The sequence below is a fragment of the Achromobacter sp. RT286_PF genome (assembly GCF_059760425.1).
Genome location: NZ_JCBAMR010000005.1, coordinates 114,064 through 134,340 on the forward strand (window position 1 = coordinate 114,064; position 20,277 = coordinate 134,340).

Here is a 20,277-nt window from a genome sequence, read left to right on the forward strand (position 1 = left end):
GCGCGCATGGATACCTCTTTGAACGCCCCGTTTGCGGTCGACGCCTTGCAAGGCCGCGTGGCCGTGGTCACCGGCGCCAGCGGCGGCATCGGCCTGGCCATCTGCCGGCAACTTCAATCGATGGGCGCGGCCGTCGTTCGGGTGGACGTCAACGCGGGCGACGCCGGCGTCCAGGCGGATGGCCCGCTGAACCTGTGCTGCGATATCGCAGAGCCGGACGCGGTGGCGGATATGGCCGAGCAGGTGGCCAGGCGCTTCGGCCGCTGCGACATACTGGTCAATAACGCGGCCATCAGCGCCGCGCCGGTGGGCCTGGAGGCGTTCCCGATCGACTTATGGGACCGCATCTTTCGCGTCAATCTGCGCGGCGCGTTGCTGTGCGCACAGCAGCTGTTTCCGCTGATGCGCGATCAACAGGCGGGCAGCATCATCAATGTGGCGTCAATCTCTGCCCAGACGCCCACGCGAGTCGGCGCCTACGGTTCGACCAAGTCTGCCCTACTGGCGCTGACCCGCCAGATGGCGGTGGAATGGGGCCCCCAGGGCATACGCGCCAACGCCATCAGCCCGGGGATGATCCGCACGCCGCTGTCGGAACCCCATTACCGCGACGACGCCGTGCTGCAAAAACGCGTCGCCCACATCCCGGCGCGGCGTATCGGCCTTCCCTCGGACATCGCGGGCGCCGTGGCCTTTCTGGCCAGCGACGCGTCGCACTATGTGAATGGGCAGGACATCGTGGTGGATGGCGGCTTCCTGAAAGCATCGCTGACGAATCTGTATGCGAGCTGAAACCCGACGGTAAAGGGGGTAGACAGCGGCGCCTTGCTCCACGCAGCGCATGCCTGCGCACCCCTGATTTCCGGTGGCGGCGCGGGCCGCTAAAATACAGCGATCCACGGTTTGCGGACCTGTCATGCCTTTCTTGGTCCGACGCGAACGAAGATCCAACAATGGCACGACGCCCCGCCCCTCGCCCAACCCAGTCGCCCCCTGCCGACTCGCGTCAGCCTGCACCGGAACATCTGGCGGAAATGCTGGACAGCCTAAGCGACGGGTTCATGTCGATCGACAAGTCGTGGCGGTTTACGTACCTGAACGACACCGCCGAACGCTACTTGCAGCAGGACCGGCAAAACCTTCTTGGGCGCGACATCTGGCAGTGTTACCCGGACCTGGTGGACTCGGGCTATTACCGGATTTACCAGCAGACGGCGGACACGGGCATCCCCGGTCGCCACACTGCTTATTACGCCCCGCTGCGCACCTGGTTCGAAGCGCGATCGTTTCGCCACGATGAAGGCATCACAGTGCTGTTTCGCGACGTTACGGGCGAACACGAGCACGCGGCACAACTGGAATTCGAAGCCACCCACGACTATCTGACCGGCTTGCCGAATCGCCGCAAGTGCATGGAAACGCTAGCGGGCGCGGTCGCGGATGCGGGCTTGAGAAGCGCCGGCAATGGCGCCTGTGTAGCGGTCCTGTTTATCGACCTGGACCACCTGAAAGACGTCAACGACGCATTCGGCCATGCCGTTGGCGATGCGTTGCTGCGCGGGTTTGCCAACAGGCTGAACACCCTGGTCGAACCCACGTGTTTTGCCGCGCGGGTGGGCGGTGACGAGTTTGTTCTGGTGTTGCGCAACAGCTCGGAAAGCGCCGCGCAAGCGTGCGCGCGGGCCGTGCTGGATACGCTTGCGGCGCCGTTTGAAACAGGCAGCCGATCGCTATTGCTTTCTGCCAGCATCGGTATCGCGCTGCTTGGAGAAAAGCCCGAATCCGCCGAGGCCTTGCTGAGTCAGGCCGACACCGCCATGTACGCCGCAAAGTCCTCGGGAAATCTTCATATCCGCGTGTATGACGCGGCGCTGGACAGGGGCATGCGCGACCGCTTGGCACTGCGCTCCGAGCTTGGTGCCGCGTTTTCGACGAACCAGTTTGAATTGCATTTTCAGCCGCAGATTGCCTTGGCCGACAGTTCCCTGGTTGGCGTCGAGGCGCTGCTTCGTTGGCGTCATCCCCAACGCGGCTTGCTGACGCCGGACGCGTTTCTGGCATTGCTGCTTGATTCTTCTTACGAGGGCCATCTGGCCGATTGGCTGTTCGATGCCGTTTGCCGGCATATCGCCGTATGGCAACAGCTGGGCGTCACCGTACCCCGGACCAGCCTGAACCTGTCGCCTCGGCAACTGCTGGACAAGGGCCTGGCAGACCGCATTCTTGATGCCGCGCGGCGGCATCGCGTCTGCCCCACCTTGCTGGATATCGAAATCACGGAAGACGGCTTGCTGGGCGACATCGACATGGCAACATCGGTGCTGGCCGCGTTGAAAGGCGCCGGCATATCCACATCGCTGGATGACTTTGGCGCCGGTTACTCCAGCCTTAGCTACCTGGTCCGCCTTCCCGTGGACACGCTCAAGATCGACCGGTCGTTCGTCCGGGAATTGCTGGCGTCAGAGAAAGCGTCGGCGGTCATCCGAAGCATTGTCGGCCTTGCCCGCGCGCTGGGCATGAAGACCATCGCCGAAGGCGTGGAACACCAACACCAGGCCGATGCGCTGAAAGACGCGGGCTGTGACTGCATTCAAGGCTATCTGATCAGCCGACCGCTGACCGCCGAGTCTTTCCTGGAATTCATGCGGCGCCCGTAATGCCGCCGACGCGCCGCCGCCCCCTTCCCCTATCCCTCCGCGACCACCCCATGTTCCAACTACGACAGCTGAAGATTTTCATTGCCGCAGCAGAGACGTTGAACTTCACGCAAGCCGCCAAACGCGTGCACCTGTCGCAGCCCAGCGTGACGGAACAGGTGCGCGCACTGGAAGACAGCGTGGGTCACGCGCTGTTCATTCGCCAGAACAACCGCTTGCAACTGACGGCGGCGGGGGAAAGGCTGGCCTCGCGCGCCCGCGAGCTGCTTGCGTTGGCCGATGAAGCGTTCCGGCAGGTTCGCGACAACGTCGATGATCCCGGGGGCACTATCCGCGTGGCCGCGCCGCAAACCTTGTGCACCAGCGTGCTGGTTCCGCAACTGCTGGAGCTTGCCGAGCTGTATCCCGCCACCCAGGTTGCGGTCCAGGAAAGAAATTCCTCGGACACCGCGCAGGCGGTGCTGGACGCAACGGCCGACCTGGGGCTGGTGCACGGCTGGCCGGCCGACAACGCCAGGCTCCGCGTGGAGACCATAGCCCGGGACAGGCCGGGCGTCGTGCTGCCGCCCGGCCATCCGTTGGCGCACGCAACCGAAATCCGCCCGCACGCGCTGGCCGCCTACCCGCTGATCGTTACGATGCAGGGCTGCCGGTATCGGGAATACCTTGAGGCTCTGTTGCAGGACGCCCCCGTCCGGCCCCACGTTCGCGCCGTGGCCGACAGCGTGCCGGCCTTGATGCAGATGGTGTCCGCCGGCTTGGGAATATCGATCCTTCCCAGGATGGCCATGGGCTCGGCCGTCACGGCGGCGCAGCCCGTATGGCGGCCGTTGGCCACACAGGGAGCAGGCCTGCCCATCTGCCTTATTACGCTGCATCGCGAACCCACGCGCCAGGTTGCGGCGTTCATCCAGATGATCCGGCTTGCGACCCTGGGCTCAGACCAGGCGATGCCCGCCATCGACGTGCAGCACGGTGCCGGTCGTGTAGCCGTTGCCAAGTAGAAAGAGGATGGCATCGGCGATATCGTCGCCGGTGCCCACCCGCCCCACCGGCAGCCGCTCGGCCATCGACGCCAGCAACGCGTCACTGTCGGCGCCCGCCACATCGTTCCAGATCGGCGTGCGCACCCATCCCGGCGATACCGCGTTGATGCGCAACGGCGCCAGCTCGACCGCCATCGCGCGCACCACCCCTTCCAACGCGGCATTGATCGCGGCCACCGCCACGCCCTTGGGCCGGGGTCGATAGGCGGCAATGCCGGATGTCAAGGTGATGGAGCCGTGGGCGGGCATCCGCGTGGCACCATGCTTGGCCAGCAAGATGGGCGCGACAACTTTCGAGCGGATCGCCCGGTCCAGCGCGTCCAGGGCCAGGTCGGGCAGCAGCTCGTAGGCGCCCCGGATGTCGGCGGCGGTGCAGACCAGGTGGTCCACATGGCCGATGTCTTCAAAAAGCCGCTGCACCTGCGCTTCGCTGGTCACGTCCGCCTGACACACGCGCGGCTCGCCAAACGCTTGCAGCTGCGTGGCCGCGGCGTCCAGTTTGTCGCGCGATCGGCCCACGATTACGACGTCGCAATGCATGCTCAGCAGCCGGGCGCTTAGGGCCAGGCCCATGCCCGAGCCGCCGCCGACGACCACGATGCGTTGTCCTGCAAGAGGGTTGGTCATGCTCATTTCCTTTGAATGGAGGTTTGGAAATGAACGATGTTCTCGTCATGCCGCGCGGCGGGCCAGCAGGAATGTCCGATGGGGGTATCGGATGTTTTATGTGGACGCGGCACACGCTTTAATCCATGCCGTCTGCGATAATGCCGCCCGCCACGGCAGCCCGCCATGACGCGCGGCCGATCGATATATCCGGCGCTTCCGAATCTGCACTGCCAACACACCAAGATCACATGACATCCAGGGCAATCTGCATTGCTGCGCTAGCCGTTGCAGCGCTGACTCAAGCACCACTTTCCATGGCACAGAACGTCAATGGCAAGAACCTTTTCACGCAGCGATGCGCCATGTGCCACGGGGCCGATATCAAGGGCACCGGGCCTTTGGCCCAGAAAAGTAATCCGCCCACCCCCGACCTGACCACTGCGGCGTTCAAAAAACGTCTTCAAGATTATCCGGGCGTCATTGTTTCATCGGTGATCTTGCGGCCAAATGGCGACTTGATTCCGAGGACGCTGCGAGAGAACGGGGTAAAAATTGCACCGCACGCCTGGACGGTTCAGGACTTTCGCGATTTGAATAAATACATGACAGGCGTTATTTCGAAAAGCCGTTAACAGTGCGTTGGCGTCGGCGTCATTACTCGACATCGAGTACGGGCGGTCTTCCGCCGAATACCCGTCTGAAAGCAGCACTGCCTATTCTGTTCCAGTATGCTCGCCCCCCCCTTAACCCAGCGCTTTCAAGGACACACCTCATGAAGTTTGGATACACCATCATCTATGTGCCTGACGTGGCGGCATCCCTGTCGTTCTTTGAAGGCGCGTTCGGTTTTCCGGTGCGGTTCCTGCACGAGTCAAAAACCTACGGTGAGCTTGATACGGGCGCCACCACGCTGGCGTTCGCGGCGCATGAATTGGGGGCAATGAACTTCGCCACCGGGCACGTCGAAGCGTCGGCGTCGGCCAAGCCGCTGGGCATGGAGGTGGCGTTTGTGACGGATGACGTGGCCGCCGCCCATGCCAGGGCCTTGTCGCGGGGCGCAACCGAGCTAAGCGCCCCGACCGCCAAACCTTGGGGCCAGGTGGTGTCGTACCTGCGCTGCCCCGACGGCACGCTGGTCGAGTTGTGTACGCCTGTGCAAGGCTGAGACCGCCAGTTCAACGCCATCGCCCAGCACGACGTCGCCGACAACGTCGCGTTGTCGAAAACCAAGCAGGCCATGCCGGTACTGGCCATCGGCGGAGAAAAATCCTTCGGCGACAACATGGCGATCGTCATGCGCAATGCGGCGACCAACGTGCGCGGGGAAGTTGACGATGCGCCCGCCGTCCGCCAGCAGCGGCAGCAAGGCCTGGGTAAGAAAGAACACGCCCTTGACGTGCACCGCAAAAAGCGCGTCGAACTGCGCTTCGGTGGTGGACGCAAAGTCCGCCACGCCGTCAACAAGCGCGATGCCTGTCCGCGCCCCCTACTCCGCCTTGATCCCGCCCCGCTGGATCACCGCCGTCCACTTGGCCACATCGTCGCGGATTCGCTGCGCGAATTCGGCCGGCGTGCTGCCCACTGGCTGAAAGCCCAGCCCGGCCAGTTTGTCGCGCAGTGCGCCTTTGCGCACGGATTCAGCCAGCGTTGCCGACAGCTTCTGAATGATGGGTTCCGGCACGCCGGTCGGCGCCACCAGGCCGAACAGTGGCGAAATGTCCACGCCCGGCAGGCCTGCCTCGGTGAACGTGGGCACGTCGGGCAGCTGGCTGGCGCGTTGCGGGCTGGTGACGGCCAAGGCTTTCAGGCGCCCGCCTTTGATGTGTTCCAGCAGCGTGGGAACGGTGGCGAAGGCGAACTGCACCTGGCCGCCCAGCAGGTCCGTGATGACGGTGCCGCCGCCACGGTACGGCACGTGCAACACGTCCACGCCGGCCTGTTGGCGCAGTTGCTCGCCTGCCAGATGCGGACCGCTGCCCACCCCCGCCGACCCGAACGACAGCGTGCCCGGCTGCGCCTTGGCCAGCGCGACAAAGGACGCAACGTCGCTTGCCTTGACCGACGGATGCACCACCATTACGAACGGCGCGGTCGCCATCAGCGAGACCGGTGCAAAATCCTTGATGGCGTCGTAGGGCTGGCGGTCGCCCAGTAGCCCGGGGTTGATGGTGAACGTGGAGTCGACCATGCCGATGGTGTAGCCGTCCGGCGCGGAGGCCGCTACCGCGCGCGTGCCGATCGTAGTGCCGCCCCCGCCCCGGTTTTCCACGACGAAGGGTTGGCCCAGTGCGTCCGCGAATACCTGCCCCGCCATGCGGCCCAGCGTATCGGTGGCGGCGCCCGGCGGATAGGGGATGATCAGGCGGGCCGGCTTGTCGGGATACTGCGCGGCGCGCGCCGCGAAAGTCCACGGCAGGACTGCCGCGCCCGTTGCCATGGCCATGCCGTTGATCAGGAACGCTCTGCGCGAGGGGTGCATGGGGTTTGTCTCCAGGAATATGTTCGAGGCGGCCTCTTTGGGCCAGCCTTATCGTCGTATCAGGGGATGCGTATCACGGGATTCGTATCAGGGGCTTCGTATCAGGGGCGCCGTATCAGGGGCGCCGTATCACGCACGTCGTGTCAGGCGCTGTACCGTCCTTCGGCGAGTGCCGCTTCCGGGTCCGCGCCCAGCCCCGGCCCGTCCGGCACGTGGACCCAACCATCGGCAATGGGCACGCTGTGCGCATAGGGCACGTGGGCAAGTTCCACGTACAGCCGTTCCAGCGATACCTCGGTCTGCTGCGCGGCAATCAAGTGCAGGCTGGCCAGAAAGCCCGGACCAAAGAACGCCACCTGCGGTGCGCAGACGACGCTTGTTTGCGCGCACTTCTGCGCGATGCGCCACGCGGCGGTCAGGCCCAGCTTGATGACGCTGGGCTGCACATACTGCGCGGCTTCGTTGTCCACGACACGTTCCAGGTCCATGGCGCTGGCGGCGTTCTCGCCCACGGCCAGCGGCACATTGCAGGCGCGCTTCAAGCGAGCCAGCGTACGGTCATCTTCCGGCGGCCAAAGCGGCTCTTCGATCCAGAACGGATCATGCGCGAGCATGGCGGCAATGGCGGACTCGGCCTCGTCCGGCAGCCAGGCGCAGTTTGTGTCCACCATGATCGGCACGGCCGGCCCCGCGCTGCGGCGCACGGCAGCCAGCGCATCGGCGGTGCGCTCGTGCAACTTGATCTCGGTATAGCCCTCGTTCAAGGCGCGCGTCGTGACGGCATCCAGCCGTTCAGCATTGCCGTAGTACTGAAGCAATGACGCATAGACGCGCACGCGTTCGCGGCGCTTGCCGCCCAGTAATTGGTACAGCGGCACGCCGGCGCGCTGGGCGCGCAGGTCCCACAGCGCAATGTCCAGGCCGGCCAGCGCGTGCACCACGGGGCCGGACCGACCCAGGTTGTGCAGCGTGCGTTGCATGCCGGGCAGCAAGGTGTCGTCATCCGCGTCGCGCCCGCAGGCCAGCGGGGCGATCAGCGTCTGGAAAATCGCCGTCAAGGCGCGCGGTTCCACGCAATACGATTCGCCCCAGGCCGCCGTGCCGTCCTCGGTCTGCACGCGCACCAGCGCGCTGTCCAGTTTGTCGCGCGGACGGCCGGCGAACAACGGCGACGGGCTCCAGTGATGAAACGGCAGGCGTAGCGGGATGCAGTCGACAGAGACAATGGTGTTGGCGGGCATGGTCGGCGTAGTGATGAATGAACCGCAATGGGTACACGGCGGGAGACGATCCGGCTATTCTGGCGGCGGCATCTTCATATGGTCAAATAGATGAATTGACTATTTCCATATGAAATTCATATGTTCCACCGACGAGAATTGCTGCTGCTGCGCGCCATGTATCGGCACGACACCGTCACCGCCGCGGCCGCCTCGGTCAACATGACGCAGCCCGCCGCCAGCGCGCTGTTGCGCGACATGGAAACGCGGCTGGGCTTTGCACTGTTCAGCCGCGAGAACCGCCGCCTGCACCTCACCAGCCAGGGGCGCGCACTGATCCCCGAAGTGCTCAACGCCCTGGCCGGCATCGAGGCCGTCGACCGCTTGGCCGTGGACATTCGGCAAGGCGCGCTGGCGCGGCTGGACGTGGGCGCGGTGGCCATTGCCGCGTCCAGCCTGCTGCCTGCGGCCATGGCAGGCATGCGCCGCGCACATCCCGCCGTGGCGGTGACCGTTCGCGCGGGCACCGCCCTGGAGATCATCGAAATGGCCGTGGACCACCGCATCGATCTGGGCATCATCATCGGCGCGCCGTCGGACATCGCCCGCGTCAGCAGCCTGCGGCTGGCGCCCTTGGCCTTGCATGCGGTCATGCCCAAGAACCATCCCTGGGCGCGCCAGCCCGTGTTGGCGCTGGAAGACGTGGCCGCCGCCGGCCCCATTGTGCTGGCGCCCGCCCTGCCCGCCGGCCGCGCCACGCGCCAGGCGCTGGAGTCGCGCGGACTTCCCTATCGGCCGATTATCGAGGTGGCGCAATCGTCGGCTGCCTGCGCTTTGGCGGCAGAAGGCCTGGGCGTGGCCATCGTTGAAAGCCTGGGCGCGCACTACGCTGAACGCCAGGGCCTGGTCACACGCCGGTTGCTGTCACTGGAAGATCCGGTGCTTGCCGTGGTGTGGTCGCGCGACCGCGACATGAGCGGGCCGGCGCAGGTGCTGCGAGACGGTTTGGCGCAGCAGGCCCAAAGCCGTTTGGCGGGTAGCGGGGCCTAGTGACGGCAGCCGCGATAAACAGCTTGCGATAGACTTCCGGGCTTGAAGTGTCGAACACATCAGTTCGATCCCAGCACAGGAATTCATTTAATGAGCAGCATTTTTCCAGGCGATCAGTGGGCAGTGGGTGAATCCCGCATCAATGGTTTGTCAATCGTCGTGCGATTCCGTACGGGCCTGCCGCCAGCGCCTGATCGCCAAGTCAACGACAACCTGATCATTATCTCCTGGCCGTATACGGGCATTGAATCCGGCATGCCCAATGACGAAGACAAGAAGTCGACCAACAATTTTGAAGAAGCCGTCGAAAACGGATTCGAGAATTCCAGCGTCGGTGTGCCGGTGGCGTGCCTGACCGGCAATCACGCGAAAGAGTGGCGTTACTACACGAATGACGTCGACGCGTTTATGCAGGCGTTCAATGAATGCCTGGCCGGGCATCCGGCCTATCCCATCAATCTGCGCGTGTTCAAGGATCCTGATTGGAAGGGGCTGTCGCAATTGCAGCCGCAAGGCTCGGATCAGATTCACTGATCGTCCGGCCGCCCGGGCAGCATATGCCCTTGCGTTTGCCTGTTTTACGGCAAGGCGGCAAGCTTTCTGATAAATTGACGCGCGAATTCAATATCACGTCGAACTATCACGTCGAAGCTGTAGAGCCATCAACGTCAATAACCGAACTGTGGGGTAACGGTCAAAATGAAAAAACTTGCATTGCTTGTTGTTCTGCCCGCGCTGCTTGCCGGATGTACGACTTCACAAATGAGCATGCTGACGGGCAAACGCGCCAAGACCTACAACGACGTCAATGCAAGCTGGGTTGGCAGCACGGAAGAAGCGTTGATATCGAAGTGGGGTCCTCCCAAAAAGAGCTACACACTTCAAAACGGCGCACAGATCGTGTCGTACGAAGAGATTTGGGGCCCCATGTCCGCCTATCACGTATGCGTGGAAAAATTCATGATTGAAAACGGCATGGTGACCAAATGGGGGATTTCGGACTGCCCGGCGCGCATTTCCGGCTCGGTCCCGAACGACACCCCCGTTCCGCAGCCCACCTTGTAAGGCGATGGCTGACAGGCAAGGCGTGGATGGACAACAGCAACCGCTTTGTCGTCCGCGTCATGCTTTAAGTTTCATAATCCAGGCCGTAGCGTCCGCGGCTTTGCCGTATGCGCGCAAAGCCCAATTCCCCCAAGTGCATCCCGGCGATCAACAGCTCTTCTGAGCTGACCATGTCCAGCAGCCGCGAGCGCGTGGCGGCGGCCAGCGTAGGATCCTGATCGAACGCAATCGACACGTCCGGCCGTTCAATCTGGATATGAGGGAAATGGACGATGTCTCCCCAAACCAGCAGGCTTTGGTTCGCGGATTCAAACAGATATCCGGTATGCCCATCCGTGTGTCCCGGCAACGGCATCGCGCGAATACCAGGCAGCACCTCCCCGTCCGTGAACGTCGTTAGCGTCTCGCGATAGCCGTCGAACACCTGACGTGCAATCAGAAAGTTGCCGCGCGCGCGCTCGGTGGCCCGACTTAGATTTGCGTCGTCCTGCCAGAATGCAAGCTCTTGCTGATGGACCAGCACTTGCGCATTGGGAAATGCAATTTGCCCTTCGGCGTCCACCAGGCCGCCCACATGATCGGGATGGGCGTGGGTAAGCAGAATGGTGTCGACGCTGCCCGGTTCAACGCCCGCCAGCCGCAAATTGGCGTGCAGCCGGCCGCCCCATTGTTTAATGCCCCCCGCGCCACCGTCGATAAGAATGGTGCGGCCGGCGCCGCGTACCAGATAGCAGTTGATATGCACGGCGGCAGGGTCCGTGGCGCCAGCATCGTGCTGCATTTTGTCGGCTTCGCCGGCGTCGATATTGGACAGCAGGCTCAGGCTGGCGCTCAGGTAGCCGTCGCTGATTGCGGTGACCGTGTACGCCCCGGCTTGCTGGCTTGGAAAGGGGCAAACGGCCCGCGAACCGGTCAGTTGTTCTGTGATCGGCGAGTACAGGTAAACCCCTTCAGCCAGGCACTCGACGGGCGGCGCCTTTCGCGCAGGCATCGTGGCCATCCAACGGTGCTGCGGAAACTTCTCCAGCGCCACTGCGTGCATGGCCGACGGGGTCAGGCCCATCTGTATCAAGGGCTCGGCGCCGGTTGCACACAGCACAAGCAGTTCGTCTTTATTGACGGCCGGTGCAACGCCGATACCGTCGTACAGATTGCGGTGCCAATCGGTGATGTGCTGCTGCCACTTCGCGAAATTGCCGCCGCCCTTCTGGCGATACTCGTCTCCCGTCAGCACCTCCAGCCCGTCGATCGTGTGCAAGGCCAGATAGACGGGGCACCCCCCGCTTATTGCCTTGAAGCGCTGCGACGTGTGAAAGCCGGCCACCGATATAAGCGCGGGCAATTTATCGACGCTGTAGAAGCGGTTCCACTCGGCTTCGCTGCAGGGATCGGCAAAGCTGCACTCCACGGTATAGATCATCAGAATGTCCTTCATGACAGACGGGGCCGCTGCGGCAAGCCGGCCGATTCATTGCATGGACGTAATGCTAAGCTGCCATTTACCGCGCATATAGCGATATAAAGTCAGTCTTCATTGACTTTTCATCAAGCTGATTGCAGCGCCTGGAACGACAGCCCCAAGCAAGACACATTCATGCGACGCAAAATTCCAAGCAACTCCGCGCTACTCGCTTTCGAGGCAGCCGCCCGCCATGGCAGCTTTGCCCGGGCGGCGCAGGAATTAGCGCTGACCGAAGGCGCAATCAGCCGGCAGATCGCCCGTCTGGAAGCATTTTTAAACGTCTCGCTGTTTGAGCGCGTGGGAAACCGGGTTCGGCTTGCGCCTAATGGCGTGCGCTACGCCGTGCAAGTTCGCCAGACGCTGGATCGGCTGGAACGGGACAGCCTTTATTTGATGGGGCAGCCCGTGCAGGGCGGGACGATTGATATTGCCGCCAGCCCCACATTCGCCACGCGCTGGCTTATTCCACGGCTAAAGGGTTTCCAAAATAGCCATCCCGACATAACCGTGCATATTGCCGAACGGTTGGAACCCTTCATTCTTGCCGGCAGTGGTTTCGACGCCGCCATCCATTTCGAGCATCCCGCCTGGGCCGGTATGCATTTGCATCCCTTGCTGGAAGAAGTGCTGGTGCCGGTGTGCAGCCCGGCACTGCTCGCGGATGCGGGTATGGGCGCCAGTATGAACACCGGCGCCCACTTGTCATTGAATGATCTGCCACGCCTGCATCGGCGGCAGAATCCGGACGCCTGGCAGCGATATGCCCAAGAGGCCGGCATCGAGCTGACCAATTCCGCAGTGGGCGCGCGCTACGACCTGCATGCCATGCTGATCACCGCGGCCATCGCCGGTCTGGGCGTTGCGCTGGTGCCGCGCCTATACATCGAGGCAGAACTGGAACAAGGCCAACTGGTCGCGCCTTGGCCCAAGAGCAAAGCGGTCGCCAAGACCTTCTGCCTGGTACTGCCCGAGCCGGTCGAATTAAGCGCGGGGCCAGTCCAGGCATTCGCGACATGGCTGCTTCAGGAAGCGCAGGGCCTGGCATCGTAATTGCAGCGCGTCATCCCGCTGCTGTCCCTTGTCCTACCGGAACAACACCGATTCAATCCGATTGCGCCCGCGTTGCTTGGCGTAATACAGCGCGCGGTCGCTGCGGCTTAGCGCCAGCTCGGCATCGTCGTCCTTTGTATGCAGGGCGGATATGCCGATGCTGACCGTCAGCGGTATATCGCGTCCGCCTGTCGAATACGGCGTGTCGGCAATTTGGCGTTGCACGCCTTGCGCGAAACGATGTGCGCTGTCGATGTCGGTATCGGGCAGCACCACGGCGAATTCCTCGCCGCCGATGCGCCCCACCAGGTCGGTGTCGCGCAACTGGCCGCGCAGCATATTCGCAAAATGCTGAAGCACGCCATCGCCGATGGCGTGGCCCCAGGTGTCGTTGATGTGTTTGAAGTGATCCAGGTCGCACATCAGGACCGCCGACCCTTGGCCGCCGTGACCTTTGATACGCGTCAGTTCGGCGGCGATACGCGACATGAAATGGCGGCGGTTGGGCAGGGTCGTCAGCGCGTCCGTGGCGGCAAGCTCGCGCAGTTCGAATTCGGCGCGCTTGCGGTCGGTGATGTCCGTGACAAAGCCGTGCCACACCACGCCGTTGTCGACGTCCGGGCGCGGGCTGGCGTCGCCCTGCCGCCACCGCACGCCCTGTAGCGGCAGGCAGACACGAAAGTCCAGATGCCATGGCGTCAGCGCGGCGGCGGCGTTGTGCAGCGACGCGCGATAGGCGGCCAGGTCGTCGGGATGGATGCGCTGTTCGATGGCGGTGGAACTGGCAAGGACGTCATCGGCGGTCAGCTCGAACATGTCCCAGATGCCCGCGCTGACATAGGAAAACCACGCGCCGCCCTCGGCCGCCGGACGACACTGGAAGACCAGGCCGGGCACCGCATCGGTAAGGTTGACGACCAGGTCCGCCGTGCGCTTGAGCCGGTCCGACATGGCGCGCACCGCGCTGATGTCCGTAGTCGTGCCCATCATGCGCAGCGCCCTGCCCGTCTCGTCGCGGCTGATGACTTTGCCACGGCTGCAAATCCACTTGTAGCTGCCATCCTTGCAGCGGATGCGGTGCTCGACTTCGTAGCTGTCGGTCTTGCCGTCGAAATGGTCCTGCATGGCCGCGCGCACGTAGTCCAGGTCGTCCGGGTGCAGACGGGTGTAGGCGTCCTCGATGCGCGTGGAAAGCTCCGACTCGCTATAGCCCAGCAACGCCTTCCAGCCGGGCGAATAGGTGATGTCGCCGGTGATCACGTTGCGGTCCCAGACGCCCGTGCCACTGCCGGCGATGGCCAGCGACAGCTTGCGGGCTTCTTCGCGCCAAGTGCCTTCATGGGCGGGGTCGGCAGGCAATGCGTCGTGCTGTTCGATGGCCGTGGCCGCCAGGCCGGCCAGGTCATCCAGGGCGCGCTTGTCTTCGTCGGAAAAATCGCGCGCCTGTCCGTGCAGCAGCCGCAACGCACCCAGCGTGCGCCCGTCGGCGGCGTGCACGGGGCACTCGACAGACCAGCGCTGCACATCACCGAAAAGCGCGCCGTCCACCGCCCGCCAGCCGCCGGCAGCGGCCGCGTCGGCGTCGGCCCATGCCAGGACCACCATGTCGACATTGAACAAGCGCCGAGCCAGCCGCGTCAGCCGGTCCAGCGAGCGCTCGGGTTCGCGCTGCGTCCGGCTCGCGCCATCGCCAGGGGGTCGGGCTGATGTCGAATCACCGATAACTGGCATTTCTAAGCCTGGTCAGGATGGGATATCCCGGTACAGCCGGGTCCACGTTCCTGACATTTTGTCACAACCCGCGCCGGATTTGCATCGTTCGGCCCGCCGTGCACCGCAAATGGTCACGCTATAGCGCGCAAATGGGCACGCTATAGCCCGCTTTCCCTGACGGCCAGACTGGCCAGCAGCCGCATCCAGTGCAGTAGCCGGCTGCGTTCGGCGCCTTCAAAGTACGTTTTACCGCGCCGTTCCATCACGGCCGGCATTGGCCCATCTATCTCAAGAATGACGCGGTACAACGCGTCTTCAGCCACCAATGCCCCCTGTTTTTGCACCGACGGTATAGGTCCGCCATGTGACGTGGCCAGCATCGGCGCATTAAGTTGCTGCGTGCGCGCGGGAGCAATCGTGCGGATATGGCCGCAGTAGCGCGTTGGCGTGTCCTCAAGATAAAAGCAGCCGGGCCCGCCCACGGAAAGCAGATGGATGTCGGACTCGCCCACGTAGGCGTCCACCACCCAGCGTGTGGGGTCCACAAGCCGGCCCAATGCTTGCTTGGTGCCGACCCAGGTGCCGGCCCGCAGTTCTGCCGGGGTATCCACCCACAGCCCGTCCATGGGCGCGGCGAGCATCAGCTTGTCTTGCTCGGCGGCCACGGCGCGGACGGTGGCCCGGCTCTGAGCCAGCGCTTCAATGGCGGCCGCCCGCTGGTCCAGCCCGGTGCTTTGCCCCAACAACCCGGTCAAGCGCGCCGACTGCCCCGCCACACCTGCCTGCGCGGCCCGCGCTTCACTGGCCAGTTCCGGGCGGTCCAGCACTACCAATGGCGTGCCGGCCTTGACGGTACCTGGCGGATGGTGCCCTTTGATGACAGCGGGCGCCGGCGCATACGCCGTCCATAACGTGATGCTTCGAGCCAAGGCCGCCGCGCGGACCCCGGCAGGCCACGGTATGGCCAGCCACGCCAGCACAAGAAGCAACCCCAGCGGCACCAGCCACCGTCGCGAACGCTTGATGTCCTGCCGTCGTTGCATCCACACCCTGACCTCCCGCCAGCACGGCAGCACGATGAAATAGGCGATTTCCACGGCAAACAGGAATAACCCCAATGCCTTGAAAAACAAGTGATATACGGCCAGCGCAATACCGAAGTAAACGATCAGGCGATACACCCACGTGACGCATGCAAACAGGATCAGCCTGCGCCGGACCGGGGCCGGCAAGGCCTCGGGCCACGGGTCTTGCCAGCCCCAAAGCCGGCGCCGGATTGCGGTGCGCGTCAGGGCGCTGGCGCGTTCGTGCAGGTTGGGCATGTCCAGCCAGTCTGACAGGATGAAGTAGCCATCGAAGCGCATGAAGGGGCTGGCATTCAAGGCCAACGACAATATCCAACTGGTGGTGGCCAGATAAAAGCATGCCTGGCGTGGCACGCCGGGTGGCAGCAGCGCCCAGCCCAAGGTCGCCAGCCCCGCGATGGCAAGCTCGGTGATGATGCCGGCGCTGGCGATCATCAGGCGTTTGCGCGGGTCGGCCAGGCGCCATGATTCGCTGGTGTCCGTGTACAGCATCGGCCACATCACCAGGAACGCCACCCCCATATGCCCGACGCGCACCCCCAGGTGTGTCGCCATCAAAGCGTGGCCCAGTTCATGCAGCGTCTTGGCAACCGCCAGCGCGCAGGCAAAGCCCAGCGCCCCTTCCCACGAAACCGATTCAAAGAGCGTGTGGCGGAACGTGTCCCACTGGCGCACGGTCAGGAACAGGCCCAGCAGTGTCAGCGCCCCTATCGTCCATGCCGTTGCCGGCCGCAACAGCCAGCGCAGATAGGGATACAGCCGCTGCAACAGATACATCGGGCGCACCAGCGGGATCCGAAAGAACAGGTAATGGTGCAACCACCAGTTGGCCGTCAGCCATTGGCGGCCGGGCGCGGCCGCGGCCATGGCCTGGCTGCGCCCGGGATGAGGTCGCAGCAATTGGTTGTGATGCAGAAAGCCGGCAAATTGCAGGACCTGCGCGCCGTCGGGCTGCAAGGGCGTTTGCTTGCGGATGTCTTCCAGCATGTCGGCCGGCAGCAGATGCCAGCGCGCCAGACATTCGAATTCCAGCCACCCGATCCGAAAATGCCGGTTGCGCACCGGATCTTCGATAATCCACGCCGGGCTGCCGTCCGGATACGGTGCACCCGCGAAGAGCCGCAGATCTTGGCGCAGGGGCGCAAGCGGTTGGGCGAGAGGGTCATCCATGTTGCGCCCCGGCCTGCCCTATAGGCCCGTGAAGGCGCGCAACGCCGCCAGTGGCCGCCGGATCGCCTCGTAGCCCAAAAACGAGTGGCCGCCGCGAATGCGCGCAGTGCCTTTCAGGCCGATGCGCGCATCTTGCGCATCAGCCGCGTCAATGCTGGCGCGTAGCCGATAGCTGGGCACGCCTTCAGGCGTCAGGGCGGACTGATAGCTGGTCTCGATGATCTTGCCGGCCAGCGGGTCCAACGGCTTCACGGTCAGGAATAGCGTTACGGGCGCGCCGACATCCAGCGACAGGGCATCCGCCACCGGCAGTTGAATCAGCATGGCGGGCTGGCGCGGGTCTGCCAGTTGCATGATGCGTTCGCCGGTTACCACGGGCTTGCCCAGCCAATCGTTGATGTCGGCAAAGACCGCAATCCCGTCGCGCGGCGCGGTTACGTCCAGCCGTTGCAATTGCGATCGAACGGATTCCAGTTCCGCGCGTCTTTCTTCGGCCCGGCTGAGCAGTGTGGTGACCCGGGCTCGACTGTCTTCGCTACGAAACGCCGTCTGCCGCGCCGCCATCAGCTCCGCATCCGCCACGCCGACCGCCTGGGTCGCCACGTCAAGCCGGTTGCGCAGGGTAGTGTCGTCCAGTGAAAACAGCGGCTGCCCTGCCTTGACGGCTTGGTTCGGGCTGACGTGCACGGTCTTGACCACACCGTCCAACGGCGCGCTGATCACTTGCAGATCCAGCGAGGTAATTTCGGCCGGCGCCAGCGCGCTTTGCCTGACGGGCATCAGGCACAGGCCGAGCAGCAACAGCGCGACCCCGTAGCGTAGCCGACGCTTCCAGGGGCGACGCATGGGCCGTCGACCGCGCTCCAGCAATTCCCAGCTATAGGCCCAGGTTTGGCACAACCGGCTCATGACCGTGCTTTGCCCGGCGGTAGGCGCCTGCTCCATCAGGTACAGCACCCAACCCAGTACGGCGCCGTTACGCGCTTTCAGCGGCAAGGCCCACACACCGGCCGGCCACCATTCGCGCCAGCCATCGCGGATCAGCGTGCTGGCCTCGCCCTCGGCGGGCGCCTCGATCCATTGCGCCTGCCCGCCCGCCGTACGCTGGCGCAGCCATTTGCGCGCGCCGGCCAGCCAGACGATGTAGGGGGACTGCTCGTCCGCGGAAACCAGCGCCGATATGTTCAGCAGTTTCCAGTCGTGCCCGTCGTCCGCATAGACCAGCGCCTGCCGGTAGGCCAGCAGCGGATGCGCGTCATTGGCGATGTGAAAGCTCAGCTGCTGCACATTGTCGGCCTGGCGCGCCAGCCCCTCCACTTCCGCCAGTTGCAGCAACAGCAAGAGATCGTTCTGCATCGTGTTCAGCGAGGTGACGGAAAGTCGGCAATGCCAGTCATGCCGGGCAGGAGTTCGCCGGCGGGGTCGTGCACCTGGGCCTCCAGCTCGATGGACTGTGCCACGGCGTCCACGCGCGCGTTGATTGCCGAGACAACCGCCCGGTACGTTTTACCTGTCTCACTGACGTCGATCTGAAACTCGGTGCCGATCTTCACGTCGCGCAGCGATCGCGAGGGCACGTTCATGCGCACCTTCAACGGGCCGTCGCCGACCAGGTCGAACAGCGGCGCACCCGCCGCCACGCTTTCGTGCGGGCGCACGTACACCTTGGCGACCCGGCCGGAATACGGCGCACCCACCACGCAATAGTCCACTTGCGCCTGCGCCAGCGCGGTGGCGGCGGCAGCCCGGTCTGTCGCGGCGCGGGCCAGGTTGACCTCGGTGTCTCCCGCCGCATCCAGCTTGCGCAAGCCCACTTTGGCTTTCAGCGATTCCCGCGCGCCCGCCAGTTCCGCGTTCGCCATCCGCAGCCGGGCCTTGGGTTCGGCGCATTCCAGCTGCACCAGTACCGCGTCCTTGGCCACTGCCTGGCCCAACGACGCGTCCAGGGTCTCCAAGCGCCCGGTCATCGGCGCCGAAATCGTGCTTTCCGGATTGGCGCTGAGCAATACGCGAATGGCGTTTGGATCGTTCTGGCCGGCGAGGGGGGGAAGGGGTTGCGCCGATGCGCACGACATCAACACCACCGCGGCCACGGCGCTAGACCTTGCATGGGACATCTTCATGGGTGCATCTTCTTGGGTGCAATCATTGAGGCGTGCTCATGGCTTGCAGCGCTGATCGCTGCCAGCCTTGCATGGTCTGTTCGATCTGCGTCGCAAGCGTGCTGAGATCGTGGCTGGCGATGGTTTCCGGCATCACGTCCAGGCCCACCGAGTTGTACAAGCGACCCCATGCCGCCTGCGCATCCGAATAGGCCGCATAGCGCTGGTATTGCGACAACAGCCAGCGTGCATCCGCGCGCAAGAATTCCAGTTTGGAGTCGGCTGAAATACTGGCGCTGGCCTTGGCATAGTCACGCAGGCGGCCATCCACCTGCATGCTCTGGTCTGCAAATTCCAGCTGTTCGCGCGCCAGGTAATAGCGCTGGGCCGCGACCCGCACCTGGGTCAGAACCGCCATCGACAAGGCCATGCGGCGCAGGTCGGCCACCTTGCTCTGGTTTTCGCCGGCAGCCTGCAAGGCGGGCGCCTTAAGAATGTTCAGCAGGTTCCACGAAATGCGCAGGCCCACCGACGACCAGCTGTTGTTGTACAGATAATCGTTGGAATCGTAATGGGTCCCCAAGGTCAGGCTCAGGTTGGGCCAGAGTTCCGCCTTGGCGATCTTGATGTCGTTATCCGTGACGCGCTTGCGATACCACTCCTCCATGATTTCCGGGCGGTTCTCAAGGGCCAGGCGCTCCAGGGCGGCGATGTCGAAATTGGGCGGGGGAATCTTCTCCTCGGCGTCGTCCGCCACCTGGAACTCGGTACCGGGCGGCAACGACATCAGCGCCGCCAACTCGGCGCGCGCCAGTTCCAGGTCCTGCCGGCGCGTAGCCAGCAGACCCACCGCATCCAGCAACGCGCGCTGATACGCCAGCGCCTGCTGACGTGGCAACAATCCGCGCGTTTCGGCTTCCTGCGCGGACTTGATGCCGTTGCGCGCCTGTACGGTCAGGGTGTCCACTGCGGCGATCAGGCGTTGCGCACCCAGCGCGCGCCAGTAAGCGTTGCGCACATCCTGCAAGACATTCTGGATCACCTTGCGGCGGCGTTCTTCCGCCATCAGCACTTGGTCCGCCTTTTGCTGCGTGCGTTCATAGGCGACGAAAAAGTCCAGTGTGCTCCAGGTCATCTCCAGGTCCGCCAGCCGGTGATAGCGCTGTTCCGACGTAGAGGGGCGCAAACTGACTTCGCCGTCTTCGATCCCGACGGAGGTACCGCCAGAATCGTTCGACCGCGACGTGTAGCCGGCGGACGCCACCAGCCGGGGCAGCATCTCGTGCCGAGTCACATCGACCAGATTTCGCGACAGTGCCGTCTCCATGAGCTTGAGCCGGTAGTCCAGGTTGTATTTCAGCGCACGGGCAGCGGCGTCATAGAAGGTCAGCGGTCGGGTGATGGGTTCCTGATCCGCGTACATCAGCTTGCGGTCATCTTCCACACGCTGGCGGACCTCGTCCCGGCTGAAGGCCTGCGGAGTCTGGGGCGACGAGCACGCCGTCAAACCCAGGATGGCGATGGTGGCGATAGCGCCTGAGTAACGTCGGTTCTGCTTCAATTTCATCC

The 20,277-nt window shown here is 64.0% G+C and carries 18 protein-coding genes and 3 pseudogenes; 10 read left to right on the top strand and 11 right to left on the bottom strand.

Annotated features, from left to right (window positions below):
* Positions 1–6 precede the first annotated feature (6 nt).
* The 3 genes from AC6LJY_RS06730 to AC6LJY_RS06740 all read left to right on the top strand — a co-directional run bounded on the left by AC6LJY_RS06730 (position 7) and on the right by AC6LJY_RS06740 (position 3,661).
* The gene (locus tag AC6LJY_RS06730; RefSeq protein WP_498135558.1) at positions 7–792 is read left to right on the top strand and encodes an SDR family NAD(P)-dependent oxidoreductase; all 786 of its coding nucleotides are present in this window, start codon (positions 7–9) and stop codon (positions 790–792) included.
* Between the two features lie 161 nt (positions 793–953).
* Positions 954–2,657, top strand: a complete 1,704-nt coding sequence (locus AC6LJY_RS06735; protein WP_498135559.1) for a putative bifunctional diguanylate cyclase/phosphodiesterase — start codon at positions 954–956, stop codon at positions 2,655–2,657.
* Positions 2,658–2,707: 50 nt separating this feature from the next.
* Positions 2,708–3,661 carry a LysR family transcriptional regulator gene (locus tag AC6LJY_RS06740; RefSeq protein ID WP_498135560.1) on the top strand — a complete coding sequence of 318 codons (954 nt, stop codon included), beginning with the start codon at positions 2,708–2,710 and terminating at the stop codon, positions 3,659–3,661.
* On the opposite strand, the gene AC6LJY_RS06745 is transcribed toward AC6LJY_RS06740, so the two are convergent.
* On the bottom strand, positions 3,596–4,330 hold the full coding sequence (locus AC6LJY_RS06745; RefSeq protein WP_498135561.1) for an SDR family oxidoreductase: 735 nt from the start codon (positions 4,328–4,330) through the stop codon (positions 3,596–3,598). The genes AC6LJY_RS06740 and AC6LJY_RS06745 overlap by 66 nt on opposite strands.
* A 296-nt stretch (positions 4,331–4,626) precedes the next feature.
* On the opposite strand from AC6LJY_RS06745, the gene AC6LJY_RS06750 reads away from it, so the two are divergent.
* The 3 genes and pseudogenes from AC6LJY_RS06750 to AC6LJY_RS06760 form a co-directional block, all read left to right on the top strand.
* The gene (locus AC6LJY_RS06750; protein WP_498135562.1) at positions 4,627–4,944 is read left to right on the top strand and encodes a c-type cytochrome; all 318 of its coding nucleotides are present in this window, start codon (positions 4,627–4,629) and stop codon (positions 4,942–4,944) included.
* A 140-nt stretch (positions 4,945–5,084) separates the two neighbouring features.
* Positions 5,085–5,477 (top strand): VOC family protein, encoded by a 393-nt coding sequence (locus AC6LJY_RS06755; protein ID WP_104145243.1) that lies wholly within the window; start codon positions 5,085–5,087, stop codon positions 5,475–5,477.
* A gap of 6 nt (positions 5,478–5,483) precedes the next feature.
* Positions 5,484–5,642 (top strand): annotated as a pseudogene (locus tag AC6LJY_RS06760) (alpha/beta hydrolase); the annotation flags it as partial.
* On the opposite strand, the pseudogene AC6LJY_RS06765 reads toward AC6LJY_RS06760, so the two are convergent.
* The 3 genes and pseudogenes from AC6LJY_RS06765 to AC6LJY_RS06775 all read right to left on the bottom strand — a co-directional run.
* Positions 5,636–5,762, bottom strand: a pseudogene (locus AC6LJY_RS06765) (SDR family oxidoreductase); the annotation flags it as partial. The pseudogenes AC6LJY_RS06760 and AC6LJY_RS06765 sit on opposite strands and share 7 nt — an antisense overlap.
* A gap of 36 nt (positions 5,763–5,798) precedes the next feature.
* Entirely contained in the window at positions 5,799–6,791 is a 993-nt protein-coding gene (locus AC6LJY_RS06770) for a Bug family tripartite tricarboxylate transporter substrate binding protein (protein WP_498135563.1), read from the bottom strand.
* 143 nt (positions 6,792–6,934) lie between these two features.
* Positions 6,935–8,032, bottom strand: coding sequence for a mandelate racemase/muconate lactonizing enzyme family protein (locus AC6LJY_RS06775; RefSeq protein ID WP_498135564.1), 1,098 nt, complete (start codon positions 8,030–8,032; stop codon positions 6,935–6,937).
* 120 nt (positions 8,033–8,152) lie between these two features.
* Here AC6LJY_RS06775 and AC6LJY_RS06780 point away from each other — a divergent pair, with 120 nt between their 5' ends.
* The 3 genes from AC6LJY_RS06780 to AC6LJY_RS06790 all read left to right on the top strand — a co-directional run bounded on the left by AC6LJY_RS06780 (position 8,153) and on the right by AC6LJY_RS06790 (position 10,126).
* Entirely contained in the window at positions 8,153–9,061 is a 909-nt protein-coding gene (locus tag AC6LJY_RS06780; protein WP_498135565.1) for a LysR family transcriptional regulator, read from the top strand.
* Between the two features lie 90 nt (positions 9,062–9,151).
* Positions 9,152–9,595: a DUF695 domain-containing protein gene (locus tag AC6LJY_RS06785; protein WP_104145247.1), complete on the top strand. Its 444-nt coding sequence runs from the start codon at positions 9,152–9,154 to the stop codon at positions 9,593–9,595.
* A 228-nt stretch (positions 9,596–9,823) separates the two neighbouring features.
* Positions 9,824–10,126, top strand: a complete 303-nt coding sequence (locus tag AC6LJY_RS06790; RefSeq protein WP_498135566.1) for a hypothetical protein — start codon at positions 9,824–9,826, stop codon at positions 10,124–10,126.
* A gap of 64 nt (positions 10,127–10,190) precedes the next feature.
* Here AC6LJY_RS06790 and AC6LJY_RS06795 read toward each other — a convergent pair whose 3' ends face one another.
* Positions 10,191–11,042, bottom strand: a complete 852-nt coding sequence (locus AC6LJY_RS06795; protein ID WP_498135626.1) for an MBL fold metallo-hydrolase — start codon at positions 11,040–11,042, stop codon at positions 10,191–10,193.
* Positions 11,037–11,546, bottom strand: a pseudogene (locus AC6LJY_RS06800) (sugar ABC transporter); the annotation flags it as partial. The gene AC6LJY_RS06795 and the pseudogene AC6LJY_RS06800, both read right to left, overlap by 6 nt.
* 174 nt (positions 11,547–11,720) lie before the next feature.
* Here AC6LJY_RS06800 and AC6LJY_RS06805 point away from each other — a divergent pair.
* Positions 11,721–12,638: a LysR substrate-binding domain-containing protein gene (locus tag AC6LJY_RS06805; RefSeq protein ID WP_498135567.1), complete on the top strand. Its 918-nt coding sequence runs from the start codon at positions 11,721–11,723 to the stop codon at positions 12,636–12,638.
* Positions 12,639–12,671: 33 nt separating this feature from the next.
* Here the strand turns inward: AC6LJY_RS06805 and AC6LJY_RS06810 are convergent, their stop codons facing one another.
* The 5 genes from AC6LJY_RS06810 to AC6LJY_RS06830 form a co-directional block, all read right to left on the bottom strand.
* A complete protein-coding gene (locus AC6LJY_RS06810; protein ID WP_498135568.1) occupies positions 12,672–14,369 on the bottom strand; it encodes a sensor domain-containing diguanylate cyclase in 1,698 nt (565 codons plus the stop codon).
* 140 nt (positions 14,370–14,509) lie between these two features.
* Positions 14,510–16,606: a site-2 protease family protein gene (locus AC6LJY_RS06815; RefSeq protein ID WP_498135569.1), complete on the bottom strand. Its 2,097-nt coding sequence runs from the start codon at positions 16,604–16,606 to the stop codon at positions 14,510–14,512.
* An 18-nt stretch (positions 16,607–16,624) separates the two neighbouring features.
* A complete protein-coding gene (locus AC6LJY_RS06820; protein ID WP_498135570.1) occupies positions 16,625–17,962 on the bottom strand; it encodes an efflux RND transporter periplasmic adaptor subunit in 1,338 nt (445 codons plus the stop codon).
* A gap of 5 nt (positions 17,963–17,967) precedes the next feature.
* Positions 17,968–18,729 carry an efflux RND transporter periplasmic adaptor subunit gene (locus tag AC6LJY_RS06825; protein ID WP_498135571.1) on the bottom strand — a complete coding sequence of 254 codons (762 nt, stop codon included), beginning with the start codon at positions 18,727–18,729 and terminating at the stop codon, positions 17,968–17,970.
* Between the two features lie 22 nt (positions 18,730–18,751).
* On the bottom strand, positions 18,752–20,275 hold the full coding sequence (locus AC6LJY_RS06830; protein ID WP_314355815.1) for a TolC family protein: 1,524 nt from the start codon (positions 20,273–20,275) through the stop codon (positions 18,752–18,754).
* Between the last annotated feature and the right edge of the window lie 2 nt (positions 20,276–20,277).